The 13501-nt window shown below is 33.1% G+C and carries 11 protein-coding genes, 1 tRNA gene and 1 pseudogene; all 13 read left to right on the top strand.

All coding sequences use genetic code 11. From position 1 onward, the window contains the following. The first annotated feature begins 43 nt into the window (after positions 1-43). The 13 genes and pseudogenes from HMPREF9129_RS00310 to HMPREF9129_RS00250 all read left to right on the top strand — a co-directional run bounded on the left by HMPREF9129_RS00310 (position 44) and on the right by HMPREF9129_RS00250 (position 12983). Complete coding sequence (locus HMPREF9129_RS00310; RefSeq protein ID WP_004819113.1) at positions 44-316, top strand: hypothetical protein; 273 nt, start codon at positions 44-46, stop codon at positions 314-316. A gap of 27 nt (positions 317-343) precedes the next feature. After that, entirely contained in the window at positions 344-826 is a 483-nt protein-coding gene (locus HMPREF9129_RS00305; RefSeq protein WP_004819111.1) for a ferritin, read from the top strand. 130 nt (positions 827-956) lie between these two features. Further along, positions 957-1032: transfer RNA gene (locus tag HMPREF9129_RS00300), tRNA-Lys, on the top strand. Positions 1033-1168: 136 nt separating this feature from the next. After that, positions 1169-2482, top strand: a complete 1314-nt coding sequence (locus tag HMPREF9129_RS00295; RefSeq protein WP_004819109.1) for an aspartate kinase — start codon at positions 1169-1171, stop codon at positions 2480-2482. Positions 2483-2528: 46 nt separating this feature from the next. Beyond that, entirely contained in the window at positions 2529-3170 is a 642-nt protein-coding gene (locus HMPREF9129_RS00290; protein ID WP_004819107.1) for a PepSY domain-containing protein, read from the top strand. Between the two features lie 166 nt (positions 3171-3336). Next, the gene (locus HMPREF9129_RS00285) at positions 3337-4332 is read left to right on the top strand and encodes a methionine ABC transporter ATP-binding protein (protein WP_004819105.1); all 996 of its coding nucleotides are present in this window, start codon (positions 3337-3339) and stop codon (positions 4330-4332) included. After that, positions 4332-4991 (top strand): methionine ABC transporter permease, encoded by a 660-nt coding sequence (locus HMPREF9129_RS00280; protein WP_004819103.1) that lies wholly within the window; start codon positions 4332-4334, stop codon positions 4989-4991. The genes HMPREF9129_RS00285 and HMPREF9129_RS00280 overlap by 1 nt, the downstream gene beginning before the upstream one ends. Positions 4992-5001: 10 nt before the next feature. Continuing rightward, a complete protein-coding gene (locus tag HMPREF9129_RS00275; RefSeq protein ID WP_040552088.1) occupies positions 5002-5838 on the top strand; it encodes a MetQ/NlpA family ABC transporter substrate-binding protein in 837 nt (278 codons plus the stop codon). Between the two features lie 162 nt (positions 5839-6000). Then, on the top strand, positions 6001-6882 hold the full coding sequence (locus tag HMPREF9129_RS00270) for a Rossmann-like and DUF2520 domain-containing protein (RefSeq protein ID WP_004819097.1): 882 nt from the start codon (positions 6001-6003) through the stop codon (positions 6880-6882). Between the two features lie 12 nt (positions 6883-6894). Beyond that, positions 6895-7725, top strand: a complete 831-nt coding sequence (gene panB, locus HMPREF9129_RS00265; RefSeq protein ID WP_004819095.1) for a 3-methyl-2-oxobutanoate hydroxymethyltransferase — start codon at positions 6895-6897, stop codon at positions 7723-7725. Positions 7726-7861: 136 nt separating this feature from the next. Then, positions 7862-9349 (top strand): glycerol kinase GlpK, encoded by a 1488-nt coding sequence (gene glpK, locus HMPREF9129_RS00260; RefSeq protein ID WP_004819091.1) that lies wholly within the window; start codon positions 7862-7864, stop codon positions 9347-9349. Positions 9350-9411: 62 nt separating this feature from the next. Next, positions 9412-11933: pseudogene (locus HMPREF9129_RS00255) on the top strand (ribonucleoside-diphosphate reductase subunit alpha). Between the two features lie 9 nt (positions 11934-11942). Beyond that, the gene (locus HMPREF9129_RS00250) at positions 11943-12983 is read left to right on the top strand and encodes a ribonucleotide-diphosphate reductase subunit beta (protein ID WP_004819084.1); all 1041 of its coding nucleotides are present in this window, start codon (positions 11943-11945) and stop codon (positions 12981-12983) included. Positions 12984-13501: the final 518 nt, after the last annotated feature.

Below are 13501 nucleotides of genomic sequence, written 5' to 3'. Positions count from 1 at the left end.
AGTTTAAAAGGGGTAAAAGTATTCTCAGAGAGGTAGATGACTAATGGATAACACTTTGTTAATTAACAAAATAAATATTCAAGAAACAGATGAAAAAAGAAATGTTTTCTTTTTGATTGGAGATATGGATAAAAATATTAAAATTCTATTGGATAATTTTAATTCTGTGGAGTCTAAATATTATGGATTGGGAAAACTTAAATACAATGGAATGAGTTTAAATATTTTGACGAGTGAAATTCCTGAAGTTGTTGAAAAATTAGTTGAACTAAAAGTTAAACTTTATGGAGTATATGAACTTTATGGCTCAAATTAGTAGGAATTAATGTAGGAGGAAGGAAATATGACTAATTTAATAGAAAGCTTAAATGAACAAATGAATTTTGAAATTAGTAGCGCATATATTTACGCAGCTATGTCTTCTTATTGCAAGAGCAAGGGAATGGATGGATTCGCACACTTCATGAACTTCCAAGCAAAAGAAGAATTAGAACACGCTATGGATTTTTATAAATTTATATTCCTTTTAGATTCAGTGCCGGTTTATGAAGCAATTGAAAAACCAGAAGCTGAATACGGAAGTTTTACAAATCTATTTAAAACAGCTTTAGAACATGAAAAAGAAGTTACAAAGAGAATTAGAAATCTTTATGAACAAGCGACTGTAGAAAAAAATTATGAAATTCTTGAATTCTTAGGTGGATATATAAAAGAACAAGTTGAAGAAGAAGCTACTTTCAGAGGAATTGTTGAAAAAATGGAAAGATTGGGAGAATCTTGGACGGGTTTGTATCGTTATGATTCTGAACTAGGACGAAGAGCATAAATTTAAACGCATATAACGCATATAAAAAGAGCCAATGCCCAGGCTCTTTTTTGATGTATAAATAAGTCTGGAAATAATACTTGACTTAATAAAAAAATGAGTGTAAAATATCTTTTGTTATCAAACATGCGCACCTTTAGCTCAGTTGGTAGAGCAACTGACTCTTAATCAGTGGGCCCACGGTTCGAGTCCGTGAAGGTGCACCAGAATTATAACCTTGAAGTTTTGCTTCAAGGTTTTTATGTACTTTTTTATAAAAATTAAAACAATATATCAATTAAAGATGAAAATCTGTCTTAAATAGTGTAATATATACAAAAAGTATCAGGAGGAGAAAGACAGATGATTAAAGTTTCAAAGTTTGGTGGTTCATCATTAGCAAGCGGAGATAGATTTTTAAATGTAAGAGAAATTCTAAATAGTGATTTAACAAGAAGATATATAGTCGCTTCAGCACCTGGTAAAGTAAACAGTTTTGACACTAAGGTAACTGATTTATTATATTTAGCTTATGATTTAGAGGTAAATAATATAAATAGTGATGACATACTTAATAAAGTATTGAAAAAATACCAAGATATTATTTCAAAAGTAGGTGTTGAAATAGATTTAGACTCGGAATTTGAAGAATTTACAAAAAATATGGCCAATGAGTCCAAAGATTATATTGCTTCAAGAGGAGAATATTTAAACGCAAAAATATTGGCAAAACTTTTGGGATATGAGTTTGTAGATGCAAAAGAATTGATTTTCTTTGACAAGAAAGGGAATATAGACGATAAAAAAACTTACACAGCAATAAATGAGATGAAAGAAAAATATGAATTTGCTGTAATCCCTGGATTTTATGGAGTGAATATAAGTGGAAAGGTCAAAACCTTCTCAAGAGGTGGAGGAGATTTAACAGGTTCTATAATTGCGAGGGGCGTAGGAGCAGACTTATATGAAAATTGGACTGATGTAAGTGGGTTCTTGGCAGTTGATCCCAAAATAGTTCCAAAGCCAAGAGAAGTTAGAGAACTTACTTATAGAGAGCTTAGAGAGTTGTCTTATGCAGGAGCTTCAGTTTTACATTCAGAGGCGATTTTGCCGGTTCAATCTGCTGGGATTCCAATTCAAATAAAAAATACTTTTATGCCAGAAGATGAAGGAACAATGATAGTTCCTTATGAGCGAAAAAAATCTGATATAGAAATCACAGGAGTTACAGGTAAAAAAGAATTTGCAGTAATTAACATAGAAAAGATAAAGATGAATTCAGATAAGGGATTTCATAGAAAAGTAATGTCTGTGCTTGAAGTAAATGATGTAACTTTAGAGCATATGCCTTCATCAATAGACTCACTATCTCTTATAGTACCAAGCTCTCAGATAATAGGTAAGGCAGATACTATAATCTCTGAGTTGAAAACTTTTTGTAATCCAAATAAAGTAACTATTTCATATGGTATTGCACTTATAACAGTTGTAGGACAAGGAATGCAAGATAGAGTTGGAACTTCAGCAAAAATATTTTCAGCATTAGGTGAAGAGAATATAAATATAAAGATGATTATTCAAGGCGCATCTGAGTTGAATATAATTGTAGGTATACTGGAAAAAGACTACGACAAAGCTATATCTGCAATATACAATGTATTTGCTAAAAATGTTTAGTTTGTACTAAATATGGGGATATAAATAAAAAGAATAGGGGGAGAATATGAATAAGAAAATATTATCTGTAACAGCACTATCTTTGGTATTAGTTGGTTGTCAACAACAAGCTAAAAATGCTGTAGACAGTATGGCAAATAAAGCTGAAGAAGTTAAAAACTCGGCGGTAGAAAAAGCTGGCGATGTTAAAAATACAGTGGAAGACAAGTTAAAGGGAGAAAAGAACGCAGACGCAGTAACTGCAGCAACTCACGAAAATATAAAAGTAAAACCTGAAGAAGCAGTAGCTAAGTTCAAAGAAGTACATGATGATGCAAAAATAGAATCCATTTCATTAGACAATGATGACAACAAGGGGTTTTACTATGAAATACAAGGCTCAAACGGAGCTGAGGAATTTGAAGTTGAAATCGATCCTATAACAGGCGATGTTACAAGAGATGAAAAAGAAAAAGATACTGACAGTGATGGTTTTATAGATGAAACTCTTGTTGCGAAAGTAATGGAGCTAGCTAAAAAGGCTATTGAAGATGCCGGAAGAGATAAATATTACAACACAGCATGGAAACTTTCAGTTGAAGATGGATTGAATGTTGTAGAAGTTGAATTACACGGACATGATGTTCCTGAATTAAATTATTCATACAATGCTCAAACTGGTGAATTGATTGAAAAATCACAAGACTAAAATGTAGGTAGTGTGTCAGAAAACTCTGATGTGCTACTTATTTTTTTGTTTTGATATTCATAAAAGTTATAACTCAAGATAAAAAACATCAAACACTAGATAGCTTGACTCAACTGATAAATAAAATTATACTTTTTACATGCATTAACGCATATCGGAGGAATAAATGATAGAAGTAAAAAATTTAACCAAAGAGTTTAAATTAGACGGCGAAATTTTTAAAGCTGTAGACGATGTTAGCTTTTCGGTTAAAAAAGGTGAAATATATGGAATAATCGGATTATCAGGCGCGGGGAAGAGCACCTTGGTAAGATGTTTAAATAGACTGGAAGAACCCACCGGTGGAGAAATTATAGTTGATGGGAAAAATATATTGGACTTGTCAGAATCTCAACTCTTAGAAGAAAGAAGAGAGATTGGAATGATATTTCAAAATTTCAACTTGTTTATGCAAAAGACAGTTTATCAAAATATAGCATATCCACTAGAAATATCGAAGGTTTCAAAAGAAAAAATAGACGAGAGAGTTAATGAACTGCTCAAGTTTATAGACCTTGAAGAAAAGAAAAATGCATATCCGTCTGAGCTATCAGGTGGTCAAAAGCAAAGAGTTGCAATAGCGAGAAGTATTGCAACAAACCCAAAGATATTGTTATCTGATGAGGGAACTTCAGCACTCGACCCGGCTAATACAAAGACGATATTAGAGTTGTTAAAAAAGGTTGTTAAAACATATCAGATGACCATAGTGATGATAACTCATCAAATGGAAGTGGCGCAAGATATTTGCGATAGGATAGCAGTGATGGATCACGGGAAAATAGTTGAGGAAAATGAAACAAATCAACTTTTCAGAAATCCTAAGACTGCATTGACAAGGTCATTTATTCAACACTTAGATGTTGCAGAAGAAATTGTAGCAAGTGAATTTAAAGGAAAGTTATTAAGACTTGTATACGATGGGGGCAATGTAGCAGAGCCGATACTATCTAAATGTTTGAAAAAATATGAAGTTTACTTCAACATAATCTCAGCAAATGTAAATAAAGTTACAGAGGGTGCAATGGGGTACTTGACTATTGAGATAACCGGAGAAGATGTAGAAGTTGATAAAGCTATAGAGTATCTTAAAAATTCAAAAGTAAGCGTGGAGGTATTGTAATGGAGTTTGTATCAGAAGCTTGGAATATTGTGGCTCCGGCAATACCACAGACATTGATATTGGTTTTTGTATCATCTGCAATAGCTGTGTTGTTGGGGATGCCGCTTGGAATAATTTTAACACTGACAAGACCTGAGGGTTTAAGAGAGAATTCAAAATTGTATTCAGTTTTAGATTCACTGGTAAATTTTTTTAGATCAGTACCATTTATAATTTTGATGTTGATATTGATACCTTTGATGAGACTTGTAGTTGGGAAAGCTTATGGAACGGCAGCAACTATAATTCCACTTGCAGCATCTGCAATCCCATTCTTTGGAAGATTAATGGAGGGATATTTGTCACAAATTGACAGAGGTATACTTGAAGCAGCCAAGTCAATGGGCTCAACAAACAGTCAAATAGTAAAAAAGGTTTTAATTCCAGAAGCTATGCCACAAATTATAAATGGTATAACAATGGTTATTATAAACATAATTGGTTATTCAGCTATGGCAGGGGCTATTGGAGGTGGCGGACTTGGAGAAGTTGCCGTTAGATATGGTTATTCATACAAGAGATATGAAATACTTTGGGTAGCTGTAATACTAATAGTTGCATTAGTACAAATAATACAATTTGTAGGAACTTATTTAGAAAACAAAATTGATAAAAAGTAGGGGGAAGAACATGAAGAAAATATTAGCAGTAGTAGGACTTTCATTAGCACTTGTTGGTTGTGGAAATGGAGCACAAAAAGCAAATCAAGCGGGGAATGCAAAAGAAGCAACAAAGACAGAAGTAGCAGATAACACAATAAAAATTGGCGTTTCACCAACACCGCATGCAGAAATCATAGAAGCGCTTCAACCACAATTTGAAGAAGCCGGCCTAAAAGTTGAAGCAGTAGTATTTGATGACTATATACAACCAAATGAACAATTGGCAGCAGGAGATTTAGACGCAAATTATTTTCAACACGGACCATATCTTGAAGAATTTACTAAACAAAACAATTTAGAACTTACTTCAGTGGGGAATGTACACATTGAACCGATGGGAGTGTACTCAGACAAAGTAAAAACTGTTGAAGAAATTAAAGACGGTGGAGAAATCTTAATTCCAAATGATGCTACAAATGGTGGAAGAGCACTATTACTTTTAGAACAAGTAGGCCTTATCAAATTAAAAGATAGTTCAAACCTACTTTCTACAGAAGCAGATATAGTTGAAAATTCAAAGAACTTAAAATTTGTTGCAATGGAAGCACAAAACATACCTAACACATACAAAGATGCAGAGTTGGCAGTAATAAATGCAAATTATGCACTTGGAGCAGGGTTAGTACCTTCAAAAGATGCACTTTTATTAGAATCAGGAGACTCTCCTTATGCAAACTTAGTTGCAGTTAGAACAGGTGAAGAAGGACAAGAGAAGTTTAAGAAACTTATAGAAGTTTTAAATTCAGATGCAGCTAAAAAGGTGATAGAAGAAAAATTTGAAGGAGCAGTAGTTCCTGCTTTTTAAAAAAAATAGTCTGGCGAAAGTCGGACTTTTTTTAATGATTAAAATATTAAAACATTTGAATTAAAATTATTGATCACTTATAATAAATTTTGATAGTATTCGAAGGAAACTATACATTATTGAAGTTTAAAATCGCTATTTTAGTATTATACTCTTGAGGAGGTGATAACTATTTATAAAGTAGGGATTATAGGTGCCGGAAAAGTTGGCACCAGTTTGGGTTTGTATCTATTTAAAAAAGGAAATCTTGAATTATCTGGCTATTACAGCCGAAATGCAGATAGTTCAAAATATAGTGCAGATCTTACCAAAACTTTGGCATATGAATCATTAAAAAAGATGGTGGATGAGAATCAAATTCTTATAATAACTGTCCCTGATGATGAAATAAGTAGAGTTTGGAAGCAACTTTTAAAATTAAATATTGAAGACAAAGTAGTTTGTCATTGTAGTGGTAGCTTGTCTTCTAAAATTTTCTTCGATAGTACTATTAAAAAAGTTAATTGTTGTTCTTTTCATCCTATGTTGGCAATATCCAATAAAGAAGAATCGTACAAGGCTTTGAGTAGTGCTTTTTTTACTTTGGAGGGGGATTTAAAAGCTGTAAGCATAATTCAAGATGAGTTGAAATTAAATGGGAATCCAACTAAATTAATTTATGAAGATGATAAGAGAAAATATCATTTGGCTACAGTATTTATAAGTAATTTGGTCTTGGCTTTATCAAATATTTCAGTTGAACTACTTACACAATATGACTTTACAGAAAAAGAAGCGTTAATGGCACTGTCTGTATTAGGAGAATCTAATATAAATGCATTTTTTCAAAAAGGGATTTTGAAAACTTTGACTGGGCCTGTGGAAAGAAATGATTTAAGAACTGTAAAAGGACATATAGATTCTATTAAAGATGGAAATTTTGAATTAGAAAAAGAAATCTACATTAACTTAAGTAAATATTTGGTAGAAATTGCAAAAGAAAAAAATCCTAATAGGGATTATTCTGGATTGAAAAAATTATTAGAAAGTGAGGGGACTGATTAATTTCAGACTATTATGAAAAATACTGTTTTAACTTTTAGAAGAGCTAAAGAAGAAGGTGTTAAACTTTCTATGTTGACAGCCTATGACTATACTACAGCTAAATTAGTGGATGAAGCCGGCATAAATGCTATTTTGGTTGGGGATAGTTTGGGGATGACTATGTTGGGATACGAAGATACTTTGAGTGTAACACTTGAAGACATGATTCATCATTCAAAAGCAGTTTCAAGAGGTGCTAAAAATACTTTGATTGTATGTGATTTACCTTTTATGACATATAACACAGGAGTGAGAGATGCTGTAATAAATGCTGGGAGACTTATGAGTGAAGGGAGAGCTAATGCAGTTAAACTTGAAGGTGGAGCAGAGGTAGCAGAAGAGATAAGAGCTATAGTAAATGCGGGAATACCTGTTTGTGCACACATTGGTTTAACTCCTCAAGCAATAAATGCTCTTGGTGGATTTAGGGTACAAGGAAAAGATATAGAAGGGGCAAAAAAACTAGTGGAAGATGCAAAAGCAGTAGAAGCTGCAGGAGCATTTGCCGTGGTATTAGAATGCGTACCAGGCAGATTGGCAGAAGAGATAACTAAAATGTTAAAGATACCTACTATTGGAATAGGCGCTGGGAACAAATGTGATGGACAAGTTTTAGTTTATCAGGACATGTTGGGAATGTATACAGAATTTAAAGCTAAATTTGTAAAACACTTTGCAAATATTGGAGAAGATATGATAAAAGCTTTTAGAGAATATGATAAAGAAATCAAAGAAGGTATTTTCCCTGACAAAGAACATACTTTTGCAATAGATGAATCGATTGTAGAACAAATTGAATATTAGTTATATAATAAAGAATGATCACCTAAAATAATTTTGGGTGATTTTTTTATTATTAATTTTAAAAAGATACTAAAGAAATGCAAGTGTAAACAAAAAATACACAAGAATATGCTAAAATTTAATGAGGAGGGTGTTTATGAAAAAGTATATAATGGCATTTGATTCCGGAACGACGAGTTGTAGAACGTTGATATTTGACAGTGAATTCAACATAGTATCCTCAGCTAAAAAGGAACTTAAGCAAATATTTCCAAAACCCGGTTGGGTTGAAGAAGACCCAAATGAAATATTTTCAACTCAACTTGGAACAGCTGTTGAAGCTATGGCTAAGATAAACATAAATGCAAAGGATATAGTCTCAATAGGCATAACAAATCAACGTGAGACGACAATTGTGTGGGACAAGACAACAGGAGAAGTTTTGTATAATGCAATTGTTTGGCAGTGTAGAAGAACTTCAAAGTACTGCGACTATTTAAAAGCAAATGGACATAGAGATGAGATATATCAAAAAACCGGGCTTGAAATTGATGCATACTTTTCGGCGACAAAGATAAAATGGATTTTAGATAATGTAGAAGGTGCAAAAGAGAGAGCCAAAAATGGCGAATTGCTGTTTGGAACAGTGGAAACTTTTTTAATCTGGAAACTCACAAAGGGAGTACATGTGACAGATTATTCAAATGCTTCAAGAACAATGCTATATAACATAAACACTTTAGAATGGGACGAGGAACTTTTAAATTTAATGGATATACCAAGATGTATGTTGCCTGAAGTTAAAAACACTGCCGAAGTATACGGAAAGACATCAAGAGAATTTTTTGGAGAAGAAATAAAAATATCATCTGCTGTTGGAGACCAACAGGCAGCTCTATTTGGACAAGGTTGTTTTAAAGAAGCTGAGGCAAAGAATACTTATGGAACTGGAGCTTTTCTTTTGATAAATACGGGAGATAAGAGAGTTGAATCTAAAAATGGGTTGGTTTCAACCATTGCATGGGGAATAGATGAAAAAATAACTTATGCACTAGAAGGCTCAATTTTTATAGCGGGTTCATCTATACAATGGCTTAGAGATGATTTAAAACTTATCGACTCAGCAGAAGACTCAGAATATTTGGCAAACAAAGTAGATGATACAGAAGGTTGCTATGTAGTGCCGGCATTTACTGGACTTGGAGCTCCGTATTGGAATCAGTATGCAAGAGGAATAATATGTGGTTTGACACGAAGTGTGAAGAAAGCTCATTTAGTAAGGGCGACTTTGGAGTCTATGGCATATTTATCAAATGATGTTTTAAAGGCTATGGAAGAAGATTTGGGAGAGCTAAAAACTTTGAAAGTAGATGGCGGAGCAAGCTCAAATGATTTTTTAATGCAGTTCCAAGCGGATATTATAAATAGAGAAGTAATAAGACCTGAAAACATAGAGTCAACAGTTAGAGGAGCGGCATTTTTGGCGGCACTTGGCGTTGGGATGTTTAAATCGATAGATGAAATTTTAAAAAAATTTAATGGAGACAAAAAGTTTGAGCCGAATATGACAAATGAAACCAGAGAAAACAAGCTCAAACTTTGGCATAAAGCAGTTTCAAGAGCTTTTGATTGGGCAGAAGATTAAACTTTAATTTGTAGTTTTTATGGGTATATTTAATTTATTAATATAATACTTAGGGAGTAGAAATGATAATAATAAAGAGAAGTGGAAAAACTGTAGAATTTGATGTGCAAAAGATAAAAAGAGCAATAGAAAAAGCATTTATATCAGTTTCTAAACCATATAAAGAAGATATATTGGAACAGATGGCAGTTGATGTTCAAAAAAGGTAGAAAACAACTTTCCAAAAGACCATGTTGTAACAGTTGAAGAAATTCAAGATTTAGTAGAAATAACATTGATAGAATACAACTACTATACAGTTGTAAAATCATATATTTTATATAGAGCGTCTCATCACAAAATGAGAAAAGTATTAGAAGACTTTTCGGATTATTTTGACGATGTTGAACTACTTGAAGTAATGAAAAAAATTCAAAAAGACTTCAAAGAAGACGTATATGAATTGGGAAGTCTGTATACAAAATTTACATCATTTGCAAAAGAAAATATGAGCTTTGAAGATATTATAAATTCACTTATAAAAGCGGCAAGTGAATTAACTTCAAAGGACGCACCTAAATGGGAGTATATAGCAGGGAGATTTTTAAGTTTTAATATTAACAGAAACATAGACAAAGAATCTAACAAGCACGAAATATATAGCTTTGCAGATAAAATTAAGTTGTTAACTAAAGAAAATTTGTATGGCAAGTATATACTTGAAAACTACACAGTGGAAGAAATAGAAGAGCTTGAAAACTATATACAGCCACAAAGAGATGAATTATTCAACTACTCAGGCTTGGAATTAGTATACAAGAGATATTTAATAAAAAACATGAGCGGAGTTGTACTTGAAAAAGTGCAAGAAATGTTCATGGGAATTTCAATGCACTTGGCAATGAGAGAAAATGACAGAGTTTATTGGGCAAAGAAATTCTATGATATACTTTCAAATTTAAAGGTTACAATGGCAACCCCAACAATGTCAAATGCACGTAAGCCTTTCCATCAACTTTCTTCATGTTTCATTGACACAGTACCGGATAACTTAGATGGAATATACCGTTCAATAACCAATTTCTCACAAGTTTCAAAACACGGTGGCGGAATGGGATTGTATTTTGGGAAAGTTAGGGCAATGGGCTCAGATATAAGAGGGTTTAAAGGCGTTGCAGGAGGCGTAATTCGTTGGATAAGACTTGCAAATGATACAGCAGTTGCAGTAGATCAACTTGGAATGAGACAGGGCGCTTGTGCGGTTTATTTAGACGTATGGCACAAAGATATTCCTGAGTTTTTACAGTTAAGAACAAATAATGGGGACGACAGAATGAAAGCACACGATGTCTTTCCGGCAGTTTGTTTCCCAAACTATTTCTGGGAACTTGCGAAGAATGACTTAGATGCAAATTGGTATATGATGTGTCCACATGAAATTCTAACTTATAGAGGATATGCTCTTGAAGACTATTTTGGTGACGAGTGGGTTAGAAGGTATAAAGAGTGTATTGAAGACGATAGAATAGAAAAGAGAGTGATGAGTGTGAAAGATATGGTAAGGCTCATCATAAAATCCACTGTGGAAACAGGAACTCCATTTATATTCAATAGAGATGTAGTAAATAAATACAATCCAAACTCACACAAGGGAGTTATCTATTCATCAAACTTGTGCACAGAAATAGCTCAAAATACTTCTGAAATTGAATCGGTTTCAAAGGAAATAGTAGATGTAAATGGCGAAACAGTTGTAGTTACAACTACAAAACCGGGAGATTTTGTAGTGTGTAATTTAGCATCTTTAGTGCTTGGGAATATAAATATAACAGACCAAGAGGAACTTGAAGATGTAGTCAGCACAGTAGTGAGGGCGTTGGACAACGTAATAGATTTGAACTACTATCCGGTAGAATATGCAAAGATTACAAATGGAAGATACAGAGCAATAGGCCTTGGCACAAGCGGTTATCATCATGCAATGGTAAAACAGGGAATAATGTTCCAAAGTGAAGAACATTTAAAATTTGCAGATGAACTTTATGAAAACATAAACTACTATGCAGTTAAAGCATCAGCAGAAATAGCGAAAGAAAAAGGCAGTTATGAGTACTTTGAAGGTTCAGATTGGCAAAGTGGAGCATACTTTGAAAAGAGAAACTACACATCAGAAAGATGGGAAGCTCTTAGAGATGAAGTAGCCAAGGGAATGAGAAATGCTTATCTTATGGCAGTTGCACCGACAGGGTCTACATCTATAATAGCAGGGACAACAGCGGCAGTTGATCCGGTTATGATGAGATATTTCCTAGAGGAAAAGAAGGGGCAAATCGTTCCGAGAGTAGCTCCATCACTTAGCTCACAAACATTTTGGTTGTATGAAAACGCACATGAAATTGACCAAACTTGGGTAATTAAATCAGCAGGAATAAGACAAAGACATCTTGACCAATCACAATCAGTGAACTTGTATATAACTACGGAATATACAATGAAACGAATTTTGAACTTATTTATACAAGCTTGCGAAGAAGAAGTTAAGACTATCTACTATGTGAGAAGTAAATCATTAGAAGTTGAAGAGTGTGACAGTTGTAGTGCATGAGGAGGAAAAATGGAAGTAAAGAGAAAAGCTCTTTTTAATGAAAAAGGAGATATAGAACTCTCTAAGAGGAGAATGATAAATGGCAATACTACTAACTTAAATGACTTCAATAATATGAAGTATTCTTGGGTTTCGGATTGGTATAGACTTGCCATGAATAACTTTTGGATTCCGGAAGAAATAAATTTAACTCAAGACATAAAAGACTATAGAAAATTAGATGCGACAGAAAAAACAGCATACGACAAAATACTTTCCTTTCTTGTATTTTTAGACTCACTACAATCAGCAAATTTGCCAAACCTTTCAGAATTTATAACGGCAAACGAAGTAAATTTATGTCTGAATATTCAAACTTATCAAGAATCTGTCCACTCACAAAGCTATGGATATATTTTAGATACAATATGCTCTCCGGAAGAGAGAACAGAAATATTATACCAATGGAAAGATGATCCGATTTTGCTTGCGAGAAATAAATTTATAGGTGACCAATACAATGATTTTTACTATGAGAGAACAGAAGATAATTTAGCCAAGACATTGGTAGCCAATTATGTGCTTGAAGGAATATATTTCTATTCAGGGTTTATGTTCTTCTATTCCTTGGGAAGAATTGGTAAAATGCCGGGTACAGTTCAAGAGATAAGATATATCAACAGAGATGAAAATTCTCACCTGTGGTTGTTTAGAAGCATAATATTAGAACTTAAAAAAGAAGAACCTCAACTCTTCACAGACGAAAAAATTGAAGAATATAGGAGTATGATTGAAAGAGGAGTTGAAGAAGAAATAAAATGGGCTGAATACGCAATAGGCAATAATGTAAAAGGTCTTAGCATGGATATGATAAGAAGTTATATTAAATATCTTGGAAACTTGAGAAGCAAAGGACTTGGATTTGGGATAATCTATCCCGGATTTGAAAAAGAGCCGGAGAGTATGGCGTGGGTTAGCGAATACTCAGACCCTAATATGGTGAAAACAGATTTCTTTGAAGCCAAAGTTTCAGCTTATGCAAAGAGCAGTGTAATAGAAGATGATTTATAATTAAGATTTATAATTAAAATGGACAGTTTTAAAAATTGTCCATTTTTTACATTCAATTTTAGTTGGGGATATTAAACATGGGGAAGACACGAGTTTTGTGAGGTTTGACCGAAAATGAAAATAAATTTGAAAAATGAAAAATTATTTATATGAATTGATTGAGTTAAGTTTTTGAAAATTCATTAAATTGTGATTATCGGATCGATCTCATGCTGATGCATTCGTGTGACCCCTACGATTTATAAAAATTAAAAATGCTTAAAAAAAAGTAGGGACGGCACGTTTTTGCAAGATTGAATATGAAGGTAAAATGAAATGGAGAAATTGAAAAAATGAATGAAAAGAAATATAGGCCCGCCCGTTAATGACAATTTATATTGTTTGATGTTTTAAAATTTTATTTGCATTATAAACATAACGTAGGGGCGACACGAGTTTACGAGGTTCGTCCGAACATACATATATAAATTAAAAAGCATTATAAAGCAAATTTATTTGGGGAAATTAATTTTAAACAT

The organism is Peptoniphilus indolicus ATCC 29427 (genome assembly GCF_000227315.1).
Classification (GTDB): Bacteria; Bacillota; Clostridia; order Tissierellales; family Peptoniphilaceae; genus Peptoniphilus; species Peptoniphilus indolicus.
The sequence above is the reverse complement of the archived record's forward strand: the minus strand, read 5'-3'. Positions and strand labels throughout refer to the sequence as shown.

Bases quoted from the DNA above. Each gene is read 5' to 3' on its own strand.
- glpK (WP_004819091.1), top strand. From the start codon at position 7,862: ATGAAAAAGTATATAATGGCATTTGATTCCGGAACGACGAGTTGTAGA.
- HMPREF9129_RS00285 (WP_004819105.1), top strand. From the start codon at position 3,337: ATGATAGAAGTAAAAAATTTAACCAAAGAGTTTAAATTAGACGGCGAA.
- HMPREF9129_RS00290 (WP_004819107.1), top strand. From the start codon at position 2,529: ATGAATAAGAAAATATTATCTGTAACAGCACTATCTTTGGTATTAGTT.
- panB (WP_004819095.1), top strand. From the start codon at position 6,895: ATGAAAAATACTGTTTTAACTTTTAGAAGAGCTAAAGAAGAAGGTGTT.
- HMPREF9129_RS00295 (WP_004819109.1), top strand. From the start codon at position 1,169: ATGATTAAAGTTTCAAAGTTTGGTGGTTCATCATTAGCAAGCGGAGAT.
- HMPREF9129_RS00275 (WP_040552088.1), top strand. From the start codon at position 5,002: ATGAAGAAAATATTAGCAGTAGTAGGACTTTCATTAGCACTTGTTGGT.
- HMPREF9129_RS00305 (WP_004819111.1), top strand. From the start codon at position 344: ATGACTAATTTAATAGAAAGCTTAAATGAACAAATGAATTTTGAAATT.
- HMPREF9129_RS00280 (WP_004819103.1), top strand. From the start codon at position 4,332: ATGGAGTTTGTATCAGAAGCTTGGAATATTGTGGCTCCGGCAATACCA.
- HMPREF9129_RS00310 (WP_004819113.1), top strand. From the start codon at position 44: ATGGATAACACTTTGTTAATTAACAAAATAAATATTCAAGAAACAGAT.
- HMPREF9129_RS00250 (WP_004819084.1), top strand. From the start codon at position 11,943: ATGGAAGTAAAGAGAAAAGCTCTTTTTAATGAAAAAGGAGATATAGAA.